Origin of the sequence: Hymenobacter ruricola, from assembly GCF_015694525.1 — a bacterium.
Classification (GTDB): Bacteria; Bacteroidota; Bacteroidia; order Cytophagales; family Hymenobacteraceae; genus Hymenobacter; species Hymenobacter ruricola.
This window is the reverse complement of record NZ_JADQDM010000009.1, coordinates 36,434-55,187: the sequence shown is the minus strand read 5'-3', so window position 1 is coordinate 55,187 and position 18,754 is coordinate 36,434. Positions and strand designations below refer to the sequence as shown.

Sequence of the window (18,754 nt, the reverse complement as noted above, 5' to 3'; positions counted from 1 at the left end):
AATCCCTATGAAAGCACCCGCTACTCCTTATTTTCTGCTGCTGATTCTTCTGCTCGCCAGTTGGGCCGCCCACGGCCAGGCGGTGCTCACGGCCGCGCCCGCCAGCCTGAGCGGCTTCACCACGGCGGTGGGCACGCCCTCGGCCCAGCAAGCGGTGACGGTGAACGGCACGGGCCTGACCGGCAACGTGACGGCCACTGCGCCCGCCGGCTTTGAGGTGTCGTGGACGTCGGGCTTTAATTTCAGTGCCAGCCAAATTCTGACCCAGACGAACGGCAGCGTGGTCAACATTCCGCTGTATGTGCGCCTGACGGGCGCCGCCCTGGGCTCCGTGAGCGGCGTGGTGACCATTGCCAGCCCGGGCGCCGCCACGCAGAACGTGGCGGTGGCGGGCTCGGTGACGGCGGCCGCCACGCCCAACCCGCCCAGCGTGCTCAACAGCATTTCGCCCACTTCCGGGCCCGGCGGCACGCAGGTGCTCATCACCTTTTATGGCAGCGGCTTTGTGCCGGGGGCCTCGGTCAGTTTTCAGGCCGGCCTTGCCAGCAACATCACGGCCACCTATGTTTCTCCCACGCAACTCACGGCGCTGGTCACGTTGCCCAGTGTCGCGACCCCCATGGTTTCGTATTTCTATGCCAGCAACCCACCGCCCGGCGGGGGCGGCAGCGGCGGCATGAAGTTCTTTACCATCAATCCCAGCCCGCCCACCATCACCGGATTCTCGCCTACAAGTGGCCCTCCAGGCACCCTGGTTACCATTTATGGCACCAATCTTTATGTTTCGAGCGGTAGCGGCAGCGCCATCTTTTTCAATGGTACTGCGGCCGCCGCGGCCCCTCGGATTCCGTCTGACCGGGAGTACTACGTGGTGGTGCCCGCCGGGGCCACCACGGGCTTCATCACGCTCACGAACGGCAACGGCGGCGCCGTGAGCCCCAGCGTGTTCGTGGTGCCGCCGCCCCGGCCGCCCTTTTTCGAGGACTTTGAACAGGGCACCAAAAGCTCTTACGCCGCCGCTTCGGTGCTGCTGCAAAGCGGCGGCTGGACGTTTGGCGAAGCCTTGATTGGCACCACCGCCGGGGCCGACAAGTTCAACGGAGCCAAAGGCGCGCGCCTCCGCGGGGGCGGCTTCATCGAAATGGACACTGACAAGTCCAACGGCGCGGGCGTGGTGACGGTGAGCGCCGCTACCTACGGAACCGAAACCGGCGTTTCCTTCGTGCCCGAAATTTCGACCGACGGCGGCGTGACGTACGCCAGCCTGCTGGGCGGCAGCGCCCCGCCGGTGCTCACGGGCACGCTCACGCCGTATTCGTTCACGGCCAACCGGGTGGGCAACGTGCGCCTGCGCTTCCGGAGCACCAACACTGCGGCGGCCACCAACCCGCGCATCAACCTCGACGACGTGGGCATCACCGACTACAGCCTGGGCACTGCTGCGCAGCCGAGCCACCTGATGGCCGGCTGGCAGGCGTACCCCAACCCGGTCCAGGAGCAGGTGTTCTTCAGCGGAAGCGGCGTGGAGGCGGCCACGGCAACGCTTTACGACCTGCTGGGCCGCCAGGTGCTGGGCCCGGTGGCCGTGGCCGGGCGCGACGGCTTGCGGCTGCCCGCGAGCCTGCCGGCCGGCATCTACCAGCTGCACCTGGCCAGCCCCGAAGGCCAGCGCACGCTGCGCCTGCGGAAAGAATAGCCCGGCGCGGTATTTTTCCGCTTTCTTACTTATCCCCCATGCTCTTTCAATCATTTCCCCTCCCACGCCTGGCCTTGCTGCTGGCCGCTGGGCTGAGTTTCAGCGCGTGCAAGAAGGACACCGACGTTCAAATCAAAGAGGTGGACAAGACCTACAGCTGGGTCGAGGAGAAAACCTTTTTCGGCCTCAACAAAGTCCTGCTGAGCACCGGCAAAGACGCCAGTTCGCTGTACCTGCAAACGGCCTCCGCCGTGTGGAAGGCCGCGCCGGGCGTGAGTGGCCAGCCGTACCTGTCGGTCCTCGGCTTTGCGGGCACCGATGTGAGCGTGCGGTTTCCGCTAGCGGCCGACGTGTATGCCCGGCCCCTGACGGATACGCTAGTGCGGGTGACCCCCTACGCCAATGCGGCTGACTCGGATTATTCGGTGGACATCCGGCTGCATCAACTCGACCCGCAGGCCATTACCTACAAGGCGCTGGCCGGAGAATCGTCGCAGGGCGACTACCAATTTGCGGCCATCAACCAGAACCGGTACTTGTTGCTGGGCTATCGCCGCACTGCTGCGGGCCCCACCGACCCGGCCATCCGGCTGGTGCTGGCCCCAGTGACGTTCGATGCGTTTCGTGTGTTGCAGGTCCAGCCCCGGGTGCTCACCCTGCCGGGCGTGGTGCCCACGGCCGGGGCCTACATCCTGCGCATCACCGCCATCGACGACTATTTCCTGGTGGCCCTGACGGGCGGCAGCGTCTTTAAAATAAAGCAGGACGGCTCCGTCCGGCTCGTGAGCAGCCAGGATAACGTCACGGCTTTTTACAAGTACCAAGGCCAGGTGTACGCGCACGCCGGGCTCAGCAACCTGCTGGTGTCGGCCGACGCCGGGGAAACCTGGCGCACGTACACGGGCGTGCCGTCGGTGCTGCGTAGCAGCGGATTTAAGGTGCTGGGCGATAGTCTGGTGGGCTATGTGCGCCCGTTCAACCAGCTGTATTCCCTGCGGTGGAACGGCGGCACGGGGCGCGTGCGCGAGCTCAAGAACGACGGGCTGGGCCAAACCGCCATCACCGGCATCGAGCAGCTGCGCGACACGGTGTACGTGACCACCACCGGCGGCCTTTTCAAGCGCCCGCTCAAAACCTTCTTCGAGAGCAAGCCGCAATAGGAAAGAAGCCGCTTGCGGGCTAGTCGTCCAGCGTGGTGTTTTTGTCCAGGTTGATGACAATGCCCACCTGAAACACCGAGTTGGCCGCTTTCAGGTACTTGTTGTTGCGGAAGCCGAAAATCTGCCCGCTGATGAGCTGCAGCTGCACCGGCCCCGCAATCTGGGTGCGGGTGAAGGTGATGGGCTCGAAAAACACATTGTTTTCGCCCGGCGCGGGAAGGTTGTCGATGGTGAAGTTGTTGAGCTGCATGTAGCTCAGGCGCATGGCGGCGCCGTAGGTGAGCGGGAAGTCGCGGTTGAACAGGTGCAGGCTGTTTTGCTTTTTCTTCGCGTAGTTCACTTGGGCGAAGATTTTGGACAGGCTGCCGTCGAGGGTGCGGGTGGCGAGCTGGGCGTCGTTGCGCTCGATGCGGCGGGTGGCGCCGCCGCCGCCGCCCACGTACACTTCCAGCACGCGCTTGTCGGGCAGGCGCGTGAAGTAGCCCAGGCTGGCTTCGCCGAAGTCGATGTCTTCGGTTTTGTCGGATTTCTTGCGGTGCAACGACGAGAACGTACCCGCCACGGCCAGGTGGTTGGTGAGGCCGTAGGCGCCCTGCAGGGCGTAGTTGGTGTGCTGGTTGGTGCTCACGGCGCCGTAAAATTCGCCCTGGTGCGTGAGCATGGGCGCGTGCGGCGGCGGCGGAAAGTAGAGCGAGGCGCAGCCGGTGAGGCCCCCAAGTACCAGCAGAAAAGTGAGGCGCAGCAAGTGCTTCATGGATAGCAGAGCGAAGAAAAAAAGACGGCGGACCACGTCAGATACGGCAAGTTCGGGTTTCCGCCGCACATCGCGGCGGTTTTCTGCGGCGGCGCTCAGCCGGGCACGCAAGCCCGGCCGTATGTAGCACCAACCATTCGCCTCCCCCACCCCATGCCTGCTGATTCATTTGATGCCATCATTATCGGGGCCGGCCAGGCCGGCACGCCCCTCGCCTACGCCCTGGCCGCCGCCGGCCGCCGCGTGGCCATGGTGGAAAGCGACTACCTGGGCGGCTCCTGCATCAACTACGGCTGCGCGCCCACCAAGGCGCTGCTGGCCTCGGCCCAGCGGGCCCACCACGTGCGCACCGCCGGCGAGCTGGGCATCAAAGCCCCGGAGCCGGAAGTGGATTTCCAGGCCGTCATCGAACGCATGCACCGCCTGCGCCAGAACTCGCGCGACAGCCTCCACCGCAAGCTTACCGAGGACCGCGACGGCATCACCCTCATCCGCGGCCGGGCGCAGTTCACGGCCCCGCACAGCCTGCGCATTGCCCTGGTTGGGGGCGGCGAGCAGCAGCTCACGGCCCCGCTTATTTTCATCAACACCGGCACCCGGGCGGCCGTGCCCGACATCGAGGGGCTGGCCGACAGCGGCTACCTCACCAGCGACTCGCTGCTGCTCGGCCTCACCGAGCAGCCCGAGCACCTCCTCATCATGGGCGGCAGCTACATCGGGGTTGAATTCAGCCAGATGTTCCGGCGGCTGGGCACCCGCGTCACCGTCGTCGACACCAAACCGCGCCTCATGGCCCGCGAAGACCCCGACGTGAGCCACCCGCTGGAAGAGTTGCTCACCGCCTCGGGCGTGGAGCTGGTGCTGGGCGCCGAAACCCACCGCGTGGCCCGCGCCGCCGACGGCCGCATCACCCTCACCGTGGACACTAAGGACGGCGAGCGCCGCCTCAGCGGCAGCCACCTGCTGGTGGCAGTGGGCCGCGAGCCCAACACGCAGCACCTCGGCCTGGAGCACACCGGCATCACGCTCAACAAAAAGGGCTACATTGAAGTCAACGAGCACCTGCAAACCAGCACCCGTGGCGTGTACGCGCTGGGCGACGTGAAGGGCGGCCCGCAATTCACCCACATCAGCTACGACGACTACCGCATTGTGCGCGACGCGCTGTTGCACTCCGGGCAGCGCACCACCGCGCACCGGCCCCTGCCCTACGTGGTGTTTACGGAACCGCAGCTGGGCCGCATCGGCTTGTCGAAAAACCAGGCTAAGGAACAAGGCATCGCCTACCGCGTGAGCCGGCTGCCGGCCCGCACCATCGGCAGGGCCGTGCAAACGGGCGAGACGGATGGCTTCGTGGAAGTGCTGGTGGGCGAGGACGACCGCCTGCTGGGCGCGGCCGTGCTGTGCGAGCAGGGCGGCGAAATCATGACCATGTTCCAACTGGCCATGGCCGGCCGGCTGCGCTACCAGGAGCTGGAAAACATGATACTGGCCCACCCCACCTGGGCCGAAGTGCTGAACAACGCTTTCCAGCGGCTGAAGCCGGGCGAATAACGGCGCGCGCAGTTCGCAATTGGTCGAGTGCAGGCTTCCATTGGTCGAGTGGGCGGCGCGCGCGCAAGCAATGGCGCGTAGCATTGTGCTGTACCGAATAGCATCTGCCCGCTAAGCCCGTGATTTTCCGTTTGCTGTCCTGCTTTGTGGCGCTGCTGGCTTTGCCAGGCTTGCGGCCGGCTGCCATGCCGGGGCGGCGCATCGTAGTGCAGCCGGTGCTGCAAACGATTCCGCTCGTTTTGGACGGCCCGGCCGTACGCACTTCGGCCGGCGACGACGTGAGCGTGACCATGCTGCGCTGCTACCTGGGCCCGCTCACCCTGCATTTTACGGACGGCACCACTTACCACGACCCTGCCGCGGCTCACTTACTGGATTTGGAGGAAGCTAATTCCTGGATTATCGACTTGCCCCAGGCGCCAGCCAAGCCGGTAGCGGCCGTGGCCTTCAGCGTGGGCATTGACAGTGCGGCCAGCACTGGCGGCGCCCAGGGCGGCCCCCTCGACCCCGCCCTGGGCATGTACTGGGCCTGGCAGAGCGGATACATCAACGCTAAGATTGAGGGCCACAGCCCCAGCCGGCCCGCCAGCGTGCGCCGAGCGTTTGCCTTCCACATCGGCGGGTACGCGCGGCCTTACGCCACCCGGCGCCCGGTGCGGCTGCCGCTGCCAACGCCCAGCCCAGCCGCAACCCTGACGCTGCTGGCCGACGCCGATAAATGGCTCGGCGCCGCGCCGCTGGCCCAAACGCCCGACGTGCAGGTGCCCGGCGCCGCCGCCGCTGCCCAGGCCGACCGCGTGGCGGCCATGTTCCGCTGGCCCGCTGCGGCGGCCGCAACCCCCTCGGCCCGTGCGCGCCGCTAGCCGCTGGCTGGCCCTGGCGGCCGCAAGCCTGACGCTGCTGGGCGCGGTGGCTTTTGGGCCAGCGCCGGCCGATGGCGGCCCGGTGCCGCTGGTGCAGCCCGCCGGCTGGCCCCGGCCCACGTACGACGCCACCCGCAACCCGCTCACCGGGGCCGGCGTGGCGCTGGGCCGAGCTTTGTTTTATGACCCTGGCCTGTCGCGCGACGGCACCATTTCCTGCGCCAGCTGCCATTTACAGGCCACCGGCTTCACGCACGTCGACCACGCGGTGAGCCACGGCATTGAGGGGCGGCTGGGGCGGCGCAACTCCCTTGCCCTTGTCAACCTGGCCTGGAACCCCACTTTTCACTGGGACGGGGGCGTGAACCAGCTCGACGTGCAGGCCCTCAACCCCATCACCAACGCGGCGGAGATGGACAACACGCTGGCCGCCGTGGTGGGCACGCTCACCCGCTCCCGGGCATACCGGGGGCAGTTTGCACGGGCGTTTCGGGGCGACTCGGTGGTGACGGGGCAGCGGGTGCTGCTGGCCTTGGCGCAGTTCACGAGCGGGCTGGTGTCGTACCGCTCGCGCTACGATAAGTACGTGCGCCACGAGGCCGGCGGGGAGTTTTCGGCGCAGGAATTGAACGGGCTGGCACTGTTTCGGGCCAACTGCGCCAGTTGCCACCGCGAGCCGCTGTTCACCGACTACTCCTTTCAGAACAACGGGCTGGCACTCGATTCGCAGGCGCCGGATGCGGGACGGGCGGCCATCACGGGCCGGGCCGCAGACTCGCTGCGGTTCCGGGTGCCCTCGCTGCGCAACATCGAGCGGACGGCGCCCTACATGCACGACGGCCGCTTCCGGCGCCTGCGCGACGTGCTGCACCACTACACCGCCGGCCTGCACCAAAGCGCCACGCTGGCGCCCCAGCTCCGCGCGCCGCTGCGCCTCTCGCCCGATGAGCAGAAGGACCTCACCGCCTTCCTGCTGACGCTGACCGACCACGATTTCCTGACCGATTCCCGCTTTGCTTACCCCGGCGCGGGCCCGGCATTTCCCACCGACCCAGCTGCCATCCAACCCATTCCTACTCCATGACCCGCCACCTCCTCTCCCTGGCCGCTGTGCTGGCCTTACCGGTGCTGCCAGCCGCCTTCGGCCAGACCAATCCGGCCATCACCAAATGGCTGCAAAACACCACCAACGTGCGCGCCCGCCACTACCTCAGCGGCAACCCCACGCCCGTGCAGGACACGGCCCACGCCAACGTGCAGCGCGTGCGCTACTCCGCCAGTAGCGTGTACGTGAACTGCTCGGGGCTGCCGGCCTACGTCGTCGGGCCCTACCTCGACAACAACCCCTCGCAGGCTAGCAACCGCCGCTACCTGTTCAAGCTGCCCCTGACGCCGCAGGCCAACACCGGCACGCCCACGGCCGTGGGCATGGGCAATACCGGCGTGCTCATCAACGGCGTGCCGGTGTATAACTACGCCGACGGCCGCAGCTACAACAACGGCGGCGTATGGCACCAAAACGCCATCATGTTCGAAAACGCCGGGTTTGATTGCGCCAAGGGGCACCCGTCGCCGGTGTTTCAGGGCGGGCCAGGGGGCACGCTGGTGGGCGGCAGCTACCACCACCACCAGAACCCGTCGGCTTTCAACATCGCCACCGTGCCGCTCTCCACGGTGTGCAACGTGTACCTGGCCGATGGCCTTTACGTGCCCGACAGCACCCGGCACGGCCCGCTCATCGGTTTTGCCTTCGACGGTTTCCCCATCTACGGCGGCTACGGCTACGCCACCCCCACCACGCCCGGCGCCCTCAAGCGCATGGTGCCCTCCTACCGCAAGCGCAGCATCAGCAGCCGCACCACCCTGCCCGACGGCTCCACGGCCAGCCAGGTGGGCCCCACGCTGGCGGCCCAGCCCCTGGGCAGCTATTTTGAGGACTTTGAGTACGTGGCCAACTCCGGCGACCTCGACAGCCACAACGGCCGCTTCTGCAAGACGCCGGAGTACCCGAACGGCACCTACGCCTACTTCGCCACCATCGACCGCAACGGCAATTCGGTGTACCCCTACGTGCTGGGGCCGACCTACTACGGCGTGGTCGAAACCGCCAACTTCCCCCTCATGGGCCCCGGCGCGGGCTCCACGCAAGTCGTCATCAACGAGCCCGTGACGGTGTATGCGCCGGTGGTGAGCAGCACGGCCCGCGCCGCCGAAAACCTGCGCCTGACCGTGTACCCCAGCCCCGCCCACGACCTGCTGGTGGTGCAGGCCGCCGTGGCCAGCAGCCAGGCCCAGCCCGTGGAGCTGCTCGACCTGAGCGGCCGCGTGGTGGCCCGCCAAACGCTGGTGCCCGGCTCCACGATGTGCTACTTCGACACCCAGACGCTGCACGCGGGCACCTACCTGGTGCGCGCCGGCAGCACCGTGACCAAGGTGGTGGTGGAGTAGCGCGGACTTTTAGTCCGCGTCCCGGACGGATAGCCAAACGACTACCGAACGGCGCGGGGACGCGGACTGCAAAGTCCGCGCTACGGTTCGCTACGGCCTGATTTAGGTGGACTGTGTGTCTAACTCCGCCGGTTTTTCCTCCAAGTATTCGCGCACCGATTTGGAATCGTTCAGCACCTTGAGCGCCACGAGGTGCAGCGCGGTGGTGAGGCTGTAGCCCAACACGGGGCCACCCCACTTCCAGGCGGTGAACAAAATCAAAGCCCCGAATAGAAACTGGAACCCATTCACCAGCAGGGCGAGGGGGCGGGCGTGCTTCCACCGCGCAAACAGCAGCAGAATCAGCAGCCCGTTCAGGGCCTGGCCGTGGCCCACGTGGCCGGTTTCGCTCACGAACCAGAGCTTGTGGTGGGCCGGCAGCCAAGAGCTGAGCAGCAGGCAGGCCGACACCAAAATCAACAACCAGAAACCTTTGCCGGAGATGCGCATGGGGCGGGCGGGGAAGCGGGAGGAAGAATGGAGGGGTACAATACGGCCCCAAGATACCCGCGTTTCGCTTTTGGGCAACGGGCGGCGGGGTCCGCGCCCCTGGTGAGGCGGTCCGCGCATCCGGGAGGACGTTCCGCACATCCGGGAAGGCGGTCCGCGCAGCCGGAAGGGCGGTCCGCGCGTCCGGGAAAGGGTCCGCGGGCCCGGGAGACGGTTCCGCGCATCCGGGGGTGCGTTCCGCACGCTCGGGCACGGGTTCCGCGCGGTTGGGACGAGGTTCCGCGGGCGGGCGCGGCCAGTCGGGAAAAAGCGGTACTATTGCGCATTGCATTTTCACTTTATTTCCCTCTTTCCCAATGGCTGACGAACGTCTACCCTTCTCTTTCCGCATCGATGAGCTGCTGCCCGTGGCCCGCCGGCTGCGCGCCAGCTACGTGCGCGACCAACCCGATTTCCGGGAACTGCTGCCCGAGGACTACAAACCCAAGTTCCTGGCCGACTACGACGCGGCCGTGCTGGCCGTAGAAAAGGCCGTGCGCAGCAGCGTGGCCGTGGCCCGGCGCGGGGCCATCACGGCCCGCATCGAGACGCTGCTTGAGGCCCTGCCGCAGCTGCTCAACCGCCTCGAAGCCCGGCTGCGCCGCGCCGAGGGCCTCACGGTGGCGGCCAAAAAGTTCGGCGTGGAAGCCGTGCGCCACGACCGCAACAACGACGAGCACGAGGGCCTGGCCGAGTCGCTGCGCACCTTGCTGCAAAACATCGAAGCCAACCAGGCCGCGCTGCTGGCCAAAGGCCAGACCCAGGCCGAAATCGACCAACTGCAGGAGCTCTACGACCAGCTGGTGGCCGACAGCACCGCCCAGGGCAGCAGCCTCAGCGACCAGCGCCTGCTCACGGCCGCCAACGTGACGCTCTACCGCGCCCTCTTCGCCCCGATGAAGCACCTGCTCGACGACGGCAAAAGCCTCTACCAAACCGCCGACAAGGTGAAGCTGCAGGACTACACGCTGCGCAAGATTTTGCAGCAGGTGCGCCGCGAGCAAAAGGACGGCGATGCCGCGAAGGGTCCGAAGGCGACGTAGGTGGCTGACGTAATTAGGTTACGAAAAAGGGCACCTGCGCAATGCGGGTGCCCTTTTTTATATCTAAGCATGCGTGGTAATTCACTGGCCTCAGTACTCATTCCTTATTCCCTTTCGAAAGGTTAGAACAACACATTGTAGCAAGTACAATATCCAATACAGAGGAAATCGCAAATAGGTGTATGCCATCTCAAGCGCATCAATCATGGGTCCTCTTTGCCATTCACTAATTCGAAACTCAATAGCTATCGAAATTAGCGGTAGTGCAAAACCAAAAATTACTAACCCAACCAAGCACCCCTGATTAAAGCTTATTACCCAATTGCGATATTTGAGATTCAGCCCTACCAAAAGCATGATGAATGCCCAGTCGAAATACCCAATCAGCATCTTGCTTTGTCTTCAATATTTGATGCGTTGTATCAGACAAGCTTGCAGGCATCCTCGAAAGAAACCACGTTGTTCTGCGCAGCCTGTTCCAGCCGCTGCATAAACAGCAGGCGCTCAAAAAGGTCTTCTAGCTCGAAGTTGTCGGGCAGTTGCTGAACAGTTTCTAGAATTTGCTCTTTGGTCATGGCAGGAAGGGGCTTGGTGGTGCGCGTTTGCTAAACTACGCGGCGGGCGGCAAAAGTGCCGGGGGTTGCTAAGCGGCAAACTCGCTGGGCTTCCTCGTGCGCTGCTCGTAGTAGTAAATCAGTGCAGTCAGGACCTCAAACTCGTCGCGCACGTCCTGCACAGGCGAATCGTAGGCATTCGCGGCAATCAATTCATCCAGCCGGATGTGAGCCTGCGCTAATTCGGCATCGGTGCGGATGGGCGAAACGGTGGTAATGGTTTGGATGGCTAGCATAACGAAAGATAATTAAATGGTGGCAACATCAAGTTTGTCGTAAGCGCTGTGCGGGCCGATGAAGCGGATAAAGACCGTTCGCACCCGGTAGATAATCAGGACGACCAAGCGGTATTTGTTGCCACTAATGTTAAATACCACCCGGTCGTTGGCTACCAGCGAGGCATTGGGGTAAACGGCTTTCAACTCGTTCGGCGTTCCCCAATCGGCCTGCTCCACCGTCGCAATCCACTGGCTGAGGCTGGCGCGGGCATCGGGGTACGCTTCGAGAAACTCCCGCAGCGGCTGTAGCTTGATGATGACCATTAAATTCGGGAAAGCAGTATTACAGAATAACGCGGCGGGCGACGAAAGCACCAAGGCCAAGCCATCCACTGGTTCCGGCCAGTAGTGTATCTTAAAAGCTTTAACCAACCATTCCCCCATACGGGATGAATGGCATTGCCAGTGTTAGTAGCGAAAATAAAATCATCAATAACAATGTTATCCAGTAAACTACTCTGACAACAATCAAATCAAGATATCGGCGAATAATTATGGTGTAAATAAATAGTGAGATAACTAAAGCAAACTGGGTAAAAAAGGCAGGCTGTTTATAAGGAATTATTGTATCATACAATTCATATTCATCTTGTGGGCTCATATGAGAAACATCTTTAACTCTCTCAGAAGAAGTAGCTATAAAGTAGAGCGTAGCTTCAAAGTGAAATAAGTAAAAATACAAACTAGCTATTGCTGTAATTAATAATAAAACCCAGCCGGCGAGCAGGTAATTATTTCTTCTCATAATGTCGTGAATAAACAAACCCCCGCGCCAGCCTTGCAGCCGACGCGGGGGTTTCTCTGGTTGGGTAGGCAGCCGCCAAGCTACTACATATTGTTCACAATCTCCTGGCCGAATTCGCTTGTTTTCAGGAGCGTGGCGCCTTCCATCTGGCGTTCGAAGTCGTAGGTCACGCGCCGGCTGGCGATGGCGGCTTCGAGGCCTTTGTTGATGAGGGCGGCGGCTTCTTTCCAGCCCAGGTATTCCAGCATCATCACGCCGGAGAGGATGACCGAGCCGGGGTTCACCTTGTCCTGGTTGGCGTATTTGGGGGCCGTGCCGTGGGTGGCTTCGAAGATGGCGTGGCCGGTGAGGTAGTTGATGTTGGCGCCCGGCGCGATGCCGATGCCGCCCACGATGGCCGCCAGCGCGTCGGAGATGTAGTCGCCGTTCAGGTTCAGCGTGGCCACCACCGAGTACTCGGCGGGGCGCAGCAGAATCTGCTGCAGGAAGGCATCGGCGATGCTGTCCTTGACGATGAGCTTGCCCTGCTCCTGGGCTTGCTTTTGCAGGGCATCGGCCACCTGCACGCCCTGCTTGGCCACGATTTTATCGTACTGGGCCCAGGTAAACACCTTGGCGCCGAATTCCTTCTCGGCCAGCTCGTAGCCCCAGGTTTTGAAGGCACCTTCGGTGAACTTCATGATGTTGCCCTTGTGCACCAGCGTCACGCTGGGCAGCTTGTTTTCTAGGGCGTACTTGATGGCGGCGCGCACGAGGCGCTCGGTGCCTTCCTTGCTCACCGGCTTGATGCCGAACGAAGACGATTCGGGGAAGCGGATTTTCTTCACGCCCATCTCGTCCTGCAGGAATTCGAGCATTTTCTGGGCCTGGGGCGTGCCGTTCATGTACTCGATGCCGGCGTAGATGTCCTCCGTGTTTTCGCGGAAGATGACCATGTTGGTCAGCTCCGGCTGCTTCACCGGCGATGGCACGCCGTCGTAGTAGCGCACGGGGCGCACGCAGGCATACAGGTCGAGCTCCTGGCGCAAGGCCACATTCAGCGAGCGGATGCCGCCGCCCACGGGCGTAGTCAGCGGGCCCTTGATGCCCACCAGGTAGTCGCGGAAAGCGTCGAGGGTTTCGTTGGGGAGCCAGTTGTTAGTGGCTTTGTAGGCTTTCTCACCGGCCAGCACTTCTTTCCACACCAACTGCTTTTTGCCGCCGTAGGCCTTTTCCACTGCGGCGTCGAACACCAGCTTGGAGGCGCGCCAGATGTCCGGGCCCGTGCCGTCGCCTTCGATGAAGGGAATGGTGGGTTTGTCCGGAACGGTCAGCTTGCCGTTTTTAATGGTGATTTTTTGCTCTGCCATGTGGGTCGTGTGTTATAGTAATCTGTCGTCCTGGGCGCAGCGAAGGACCTTATCGCGTCAGGCGTCGTTGGTAAAAATCTCGCTGAGTGCAGGCAGGATAAGGTGCTTCCCTGCATTCAACCACTGGTGGGTTAATACCCGAAAATCTCCTTCAGCGTGAGCTGCTGCACCTGGCCGTATTTGGCCAGCTCCTTGAAATTCAGCCGGTCCTTCGAGCCAATAACAAGAATAACCTGGTTTTGTCCTTTAATCTTGGCCTGCTGAAACTTCTTCAACTCGTCGAAAGTCATTTTCTGGGTGCTGGCGTACACGTCGCGGCGGATGTCGTAATCCAGGCCGAGGCGGCGGGCGCGCTCGTAGCTCATCAGGATGTCGCCCTTGGTGATGCGCTCCGTGCTGATGCTGTTGCGGATGGCGTTTTTGGCAATTTCCAGGTTGGCGTCGGCCACGGGCATGTCGGTGAGCAGGGCTTCCATGCCGGCCATGGCCTCGGGCAGCTTGTCGCTCTGCGTGCCGATGTAGCTCAGGTTGTAGTTGGAGCGGCCCAGCTTGTCGGCGTTCGAGTAGCCGGAGTAAGCCGAGTAGGCCAGCGCCTTGCTCTCGCGCAAATCCTGAAACACGATGCTGCCCATGCCGCCGCCGAAATACTCGTTGTAGAGCGCCACCGTCGGGGCCAGTTCCTTGCTGTACAAATCGCCCTTGGTCAGGAACAGGATTTCGGCCTGCACCATGTTGTAGTCTACCCAGTAGACCTTTTTGTCCTTCAGCGGCTGCTCGGCGAAGTCTTTGGCGGCAGGCGCGGGCGTGAGCTTGGCGGGCGTTTGATGGTCGGCTTTGAGCACGGCTACGGTGCCGTCCTGCGGACGCGGCCCGTAGTACAACACCCGATGCTGGTACGTCGGCAGCTTCTTAATCAGCGCCGTGAGTTGCTCCGGCTTCAGCGCCTTCAGCTCTTTCTCGCTCAGAATGTTCGTGAAGGGGTTTTTCGGGCCGTACTTCACGTAGTTCACCATCGCCTGATTCAGAATCACGCGCTTTTCGAGCTTGGCGTCCTGGCGCTGCTTGAGCACGCCGGCCACCATGTTTTTCAGGGCGGCGGCATCAGGCTTGGGCGCGTTCAGCAGCTGTTCAAACAACTTCAGGGCGGGCTCCAGGTTGCTGTCGAGGCCGTTCAGGGTTACGAAGGTGCGGTCGGCGCCGCTGGTCACGCTGAACGAGCAGCCCAGCTTATAGAATTCCTGTTGCAGCTGCGCGGCCGAGTACTGGCCGGCGCCGAGGTATTGCAGGTAGTCGGCGGCCAGGCTCCAGCGCGGGTCCTGATTTTTGCCCAGGTCGAACACGTAGTACAGGCTGAACAAGCCGTTTTCGGCGTTGTGCGTGTAGTACAGCGGCAGGCCGGGCTTGATTTCGGTTTCCTGAATGTCCTTTTTGTAGTCCACGAACACCGGCTGCAGGTCCGTGCTGGGCAGGGCCGTGAGCTGCTTGTAGTAGGCCGAAGCCACGTCGCGGTTGGCCGGCACGGGCGTGATGGCGGGCTTCACCACCTTCACCTTGTTGGGGTCGACGCCGGTGCGTTTGAATACGGCCACGTAGTTCTGGCCGTAGTTGTCGTTGGCGAATTTCACGATTTCGGCCTTCGTGATTTTGCCGAAATCGTCCTGCTGCTGCAGGTAGTCTTTCCAGTCGATGCGCTCGATAAAGGCCTCGTACATGGCACTGGCGCGGGCTTCGTTGCTTTCGTAGCTTTTGGTGCGCGTCAGCTTCTCGTTGTTGATGATGGCCGGAATCAGCCAATCGGGAAAATTGCCGGCTTTCACCTTGGCCAGCTCGCCCAGCAGTAGGGCTTTCACGTCTTCCAGCTTCTGCCCCTGGCGCGGCGTGCCGTAGATGACGTGCGTGGAGTAGTCGTCGTTCAGGTCCGTGAACGAGGCGGCTTCCAGCACCTTCTGCTGCTGGTTCAGGTCAAGGTCGATGAGGCCGGCCTGGCCGTTGGTCAGGATTTTATCCATCATGCGCAGCCGTACGCCGTCTTTTGACGCCTTGCCCGGCAGGCGGAAGCCCAGCATCACGTTCTCCGACTGCGGCCCCAGCACTTCCTTGGTAATGGGCGCCGTAATGGGCTGCTCCACCGGCGCGTTGAAGGCCGGCACCGGCTTGCTCGGCATGGCACCAAAGTACTTGTCGATAACCCGGATGGTCTGGTCAAAATCCAGGTCACCGCTCAAACACAGCGCCACGTTATTCGGCACGTAGTACTGGCCGAAATACTTCTTAATCTCCGTGATGGAAGGGTTTTGCAGGTGCTCAATCGTGCCAATGGTCGTCTGCGTACCGTAAGGGTGCGTGGGGTAAAGCGAGGCATTCAACGCCTCAAACTCCTTGTTGAAGTCCGAATCTAGGCCGCGGTTTTTTTCCTCATACACGGCCTCCAGTTCGGTGTGAAACAGGCGGGGCACCATTTCGCGCAGGCGCTCGGCCTGAATGGCGGCCCACTTCTCCAACTGGTTGCTGGGAATGTCCTCCTGGTACACCGTCTCCTCGTTCGAGGTGTGGGCGTTGGAGCCTTTCGCGCCGATGGCGCCCATTACCTTGTCGTACTCGTTCGGCACGGCGTAGCGCGCGGCCACGCCCGAAATCGAGTCAATCTGGTGGTAGGTGCGCTTGCGGGCGGCGGGGTCGTTGCGCTGGCCGCGGTACACTTCGTACAGCGCCTCAATCTTGTCGAGCTCTACTTTTTCCTTGGCCCAGTCCTGCGTGCCCAGCTGCGAGGTACCCTTGAACACCATGTGCTCCAGGTAGTGCGCGAGGCCGGTGGCAGTGGCGGGGTCGTTCTTCGAGCCGGCGCGCACGGCCAGGTAGGTCTGGATGCGCGGGGCGTCTTTGTAGTCCGACAGGTAGACCGTCAGCCCGTTATCCAAATGATAAATTCGTACCCCCAGCGGGTCGCCCGGCACCGATTCGTAGCGGTATTCTTTCGGGGCGGCGGGAGTGGCGGCAGGCGCGGCGGCAGGCGCGGCAGCGGTCGCTACCGGGGCCGTCGTAACGGACTTGCTTGATTGGCACTGCGTGGCAAAACCTAACACTGCCAAGGCAGGAAACAGCAGCAAAAAGTTGTTTTTCACGAAGGGCGCAGGAGGGTAGCTGGGGGATTCAAAAAACAAAGGTAGCTGGCTGATAGGGGAATAAAAAACGAAATTTTGTCTTAACTTGGCAGATTGTTTCATCCCGGGTTTGGTCTCCTCTTTGAGGAAGCGGCTCGCCCCAAACGTTTGCGGCAATAAAAGGCAATGGGCCGCGCCACCAGAAACCCGCAGGTCTCCGGTGGCGCGGCCCATTGCCTTTTTTGCATTGTTCTAAAACTCCGCCTCAAGTCCCAGCCGTTGCTTGGCCTCTCGCAGGGCGGGGAACCGCTCGGCCAAGTACTCGAACTTGTCCGAAGACGTGTACAGCTTGCGGGCGGTGGGCACGGCCGTGTTCACGACCGGTTGCACGTTGAGGCGCGGGTTGCCGGTGCGGCGGCGCAGCTCGGCCAGGAATTCCACCCGCATTTCGTTGAACTGGTCTACCTGAATGGGGTTATCCACGGCCAGTTCGATGCTGTGCTCCGCGTCGGCCGTCACCGGCCGGTTCAGCACCCAAAACTCGCTCATGCGGTCCTGGGCGCGGCGCTCCTCGGCCAGCTCCTGCCACACGCGCTGCAGCACGGCGGGGTCAGTGGGCGCCACCGGGCCGCTGGTGGACTGCGGCTCGGCCGATGCCGCGGCGGCATTGGCCGTAGCGGCGGTGCGGCTGCTCAGGCTTTTGAGGCTGGGCAGCTTGCTGCCGGCCAGACTGGGGATTTTGGCAAGGGCGGCCTGGGGCGTGGGGCGCGGCGCGGGCTCGATGCCCTCAAAGCTGGGCACGCCGATTTCGACGTGCGGCAGCGTGTCGCGCATCTGGTGGCGCTCGGTGACGGGCGCGGCCGGGTCGTCTTCGATGCTGGGCGTGTCGTGCAATTCCTCCACGCCGCTTTCCACGGGCAGCGGCTCGGGGCCGTCGGCCGGGGCCGGGCCGGTGGCTACGGGCGCACCGGCCGGCATGGGGAGCGGGGCGGAACCCGGCGCGGGCGCCGGGCGCGGCGCAGTTGCATAAGAAGCGGCCAGCGACTCGGTGGCGTAAGCCGCGGGGGCTGCGTGCGAAGCGGCCGGCGTAGGTACCGCAGCTGTCGGCGCCGGTTGGGCATGGCCGTTGCTGCTGTTGCTGGCGGGAGCCGGAGCTTCGCTGTTACCTAAGCTGCTAGTTTTTTTTTTAGCCTCGCCGTTACCGGCGGGGCTTAGCTCGCGGACGAACTGCACGGCGCCATTTAAGTAGGCCAGCTTCATCAGGGCCAGCTCGACGTGGAGGCGCTGGTTTTTGGCCTGCTTGAACTCCCGGTCGCACTGGCTGATGAGGTTCAGGGCCGAGAGCAGGAAAGCCAGCGGCGCGGCCTGGGCCTGCTGCACGTACTTCAGCCGGATGCCCTCGGACACTTCCAGCAGTTGCACGGTCACGGCGTCTTTGCACACGAGCAGGCCGCGCAGGTGCTCGGCGGTGCCCACCACGAAGTTGTGCAGGTCGAAGCCGTTCTGCATCACCTCATCGAGCAAGAGCAGCGCGGCGGAGAGGTTTTCGGTCAGCAGGCTGTCGACTAAGCGGAAATAATAGTCGTAGTCGAGGATGTGCAGATTTTGCACCACCTCTTTGTAGGTGAGATTGTTGCCGCCGAAGGTCACCATCTGGTCGAACATCGACAGGGCATCGCGCAGGCCGCCGTCGGCTTTCTGGGCCAGCAGGTGCAGGGCGTCGTCTTCGGCGGTGATGCCTTCCTGGGTGGCCACGTAGCGCAGGTGCCCGCGCATGTCCTCCACCCGAATGCGGCTGAAATCGAAAATCTGGCAGCGCGACAGGATGGTGGGAATAATCTTGTGGCGCTCGGTGGTGGCGAGGATGAAAATGGCGTAGCTCGGCGGCTCCTCCAGCGTTTTTAGAAACGCATTAAAGGCCGCGTTCGAGAGCATGTGCACCTCGTCAATGATGTAAATCTTGTACTTGCCGGCCTGCGGGGCGTAGCGCACCTGTTCCACCAGCGAGCGGATATCTTCGACCGAGTTATTGGAGGCCGCGTCCAGCTCGTGCACGTTGAACGAGGCGTTTTCCTGGAAAGCCACGCAGGAGGCGCAGGTGCCGCAGGCTTCGGTTTCGGCCGTGAGGTTGGTGCAGTTGATGGTTTTGGCCAGGATGCGGGCGCAGGTGGTTTTGCCCACGCCACGCGGGCCGCAAAACAGGAACGCCTGGGCCAGGTGCTGGCTCTGGATGGCATTCTGCAGCGTGGTGGTGACGTGCTGCTGCCCCACCACGCTGCGAAACGTGGAAGGGCGGTACTTGCGGGCCGAAACGACGAAATTATCCATAAGTTCTGTCTACAAAGTTACCCAGAAACGGGCGGCTTTGGAAGCGGTTTTGGGTATTCAGAACGTCATGCAGAGCGCAGCGAAGCATCTTGCCAGCGTAACTAATTCACTGCTTGTAACGAAGCGGGCAAGATGCTTCGCTGCGCTCTGCATGACCGCCTTTTTTTATTCAGACGCCTTCGTTCTTCCTCTTTCACAAACACCCAAACCGCCGGAAACCTTCCCTCCTCCCCCATCGTTTCACTTTCACCGCGTACCTTCGCGGCCCGCTTGGCCTTTCGATGCGTCCGCGG

16 protein-coding genes are annotated in these 18,754 nt (G+C 62.9%); 7 read left to right on the top strand and 9 right to left on the bottom strand.

Annotation, left to right across the window (positions count from 1 at the left end; all coding sequences use genetic code 11):
- Positions 1–7 precede the first annotated feature (7 nt).
- Positions 8–1,696: an IPT/TIG domain-containing protein gene (locus I2H31_RS16655; protein WP_196294178.1), complete on the top strand. Its 1,689-nt coding sequence runs from the start codon at positions 8–10 to the stop codon at positions 1,694–1,696.
- Between the two features lie 38 nt (positions 1,697–1,734).
- The gene (locus I2H31_RS16650) at positions 1,735–2,856 is read left to right on the top strand and encodes a hypothetical protein (protein WP_196294177.1); all 1,122 of its coding nucleotides are present in this window, start codon (positions 1,735–1,737) and stop codon (positions 2,854–2,856) included.
- A gap of 19 nt (positions 2,857–2,875) precedes the next feature.
- On the opposite strand, the gene I2H31_RS16645 is transcribed toward I2H31_RS16650, so the two are convergent.
- Positions 2,876–3,610, bottom strand: coding sequence for a hypothetical protein (locus I2H31_RS16645; protein WP_196294176.1), 735 nt, complete (start codon positions 3,608–3,610; stop codon positions 2,876–2,878).
- 153 nt (positions 3,611–3,763) lie between these two features.
- Here I2H31_RS16645 and I2H31_RS16640 point away from each other — a divergent pair, with 153 nt between their 5' ends.
- The 4 genes from I2H31_RS16640 to I2H31_RS16625 all read left to right on the top strand — a co-directional run bounded on the left by I2H31_RS16640 (position 3,764) and on the right by I2H31_RS16625 (position 8,475).
- Positions 3,764–5,164, top strand: coding sequence for a mercuric reductase (locus I2H31_RS16640; protein WP_196294175.1), 1,401 nt, complete (start codon positions 3,764–3,766; stop codon positions 5,162–5,164).
- Positions 5,165–5,283: 119 nt separating this feature from the next.
- Positions 5,284–6,027 (top strand): MbnP family protein, encoded by a 744-nt coding sequence (locus I2H31_RS16635; protein WP_196294174.1) that lies wholly within the window; start codon positions 5,284–5,286, stop codon positions 6,025–6,027.
- Positions 6,014–7,111: a cytochrome-c peroxidase gene (locus I2H31_RS16630; RefSeq protein ID WP_317192238.1), complete on the top strand. Its 1,098-nt coding sequence runs from the start codon at positions 6,014–6,016 to the stop codon at positions 7,109–7,111. The genes I2H31_RS16635 and I2H31_RS16630 overlap by 14 nt, the downstream gene beginning before the upstream one ends.
- Positions 7,108–8,475, top strand: a complete 1,368-nt coding sequence (locus I2H31_RS16625; protein ID WP_196294173.1) for a YHYH protein — start codon at positions 7,108–7,110, stop codon at positions 8,473–8,475. Before I2H31_RS16630 ends, I2H31_RS16625 begins: the two co-directional genes overlap by 4 nt.
- A gap of 102 nt (positions 8,476–8,577) precedes the next feature.
- Here the strand turns inward: I2H31_RS16625 and I2H31_RS16620 are convergent, their stop codons facing one another.
- On the bottom strand, positions 8,578–8,964 hold the full coding sequence (locus I2H31_RS16620) for a hypothetical protein (RefSeq protein WP_196294172.1): 387 nt from the start codon (positions 8,962–8,964) through the stop codon (positions 8,578–8,580).
- Between the two features lie 356 nt (positions 8,965–9,320).
- Here I2H31_RS16620 and I2H31_RS16615 point away from each other — a divergent pair, with 356 nt between their 5' ends.
- Positions 9,321–10,046 (top strand): hypothetical protein, encoded by a 726-nt coding sequence (locus I2H31_RS16615; RefSeq protein ID WP_196294171.1) that lies wholly within the window; start codon positions 9,321–9,323, stop codon positions 10,044–10,046.
- Between the two features lie 422 nt (positions 10,047–10,468).
- Here the strand turns inward: I2H31_RS16615 and I2H31_RS16610 are convergent, their stop codons facing one another.
- From I2H31_RS16610 to I2H31_RS16580, 7 genes are all read right to left on the bottom strand, one after another.
- Complete coding sequence (locus I2H31_RS16610; RefSeq protein WP_196294170.1) at positions 10,469–10,621, bottom strand: hypothetical protein; 153 nt, start codon at positions 10,619–10,621, stop codon at positions 10,469–10,471.
- A gap of 68 nt (positions 10,622–10,689) precedes the next feature.
- On the bottom strand, positions 10,690–10,896 hold the full coding sequence (locus I2H31_RS16605; protein ID WP_196294169.1) for a folylpolyglutamate synthase/dihydrofolate synthase family protein: 207 nt from the start codon (positions 10,894–10,896) through the stop codon (positions 10,690–10,692).
- A 12-nt stretch (positions 10,897–10,908) separates the two neighbouring features.
- Positions 10,909–11,202 (bottom strand): type II toxin-antitoxin system HigB family toxin, encoded by a 294-nt coding sequence (locus tag I2H31_RS16600; protein ID WP_196294168.1) that lies wholly within the window; start codon positions 11,200–11,202, stop codon positions 10,909–10,911.
- Between the two features lie 100 nt (positions 11,203–11,302).
- Positions 11,303–11,683 (bottom strand): hypothetical protein, encoded by a 381-nt coding sequence (locus I2H31_RS16595; RefSeq protein WP_196294167.1) that lies wholly within the window; start codon positions 11,681–11,683, stop codon positions 11,303–11,305.
- A gap of 83 nt (positions 11,684–11,766) precedes the next feature.
- Positions 11,767–13,032, bottom strand: a complete 1,266-nt coding sequence (gene icd / locus I2H31_RS16590; protein ID WP_196294166.1) for an NADP-dependent isocitrate dehydrogenase — start codon at positions 13,030–13,032, stop codon at positions 11,767–11,769.
- Between the two features lie 131 nt (positions 13,033–13,163).
- Positions 13,164–16,154, bottom strand: a complete 2,991-nt coding sequence (locus tag I2H31_RS16585; RefSeq protein WP_317192237.1) for a M16 family metallopeptidase — start codon at positions 16,152–16,154, stop codon at positions 13,164–13,166.
- Between the two features lie 231 nt (positions 16,155–16,385).
- Positions 16,386–18,461 (bottom strand): DNA polymerase III subunit gamma/tau, encoded by a 2,076-nt coding sequence (locus tag I2H31_RS16580; RefSeq protein WP_196294165.1) that lies wholly within the window; start codon positions 18,459–18,461, stop codon positions 16,386–16,388.
- Positions 18,462–18,754 lie beyond the last annotated feature (293 nt).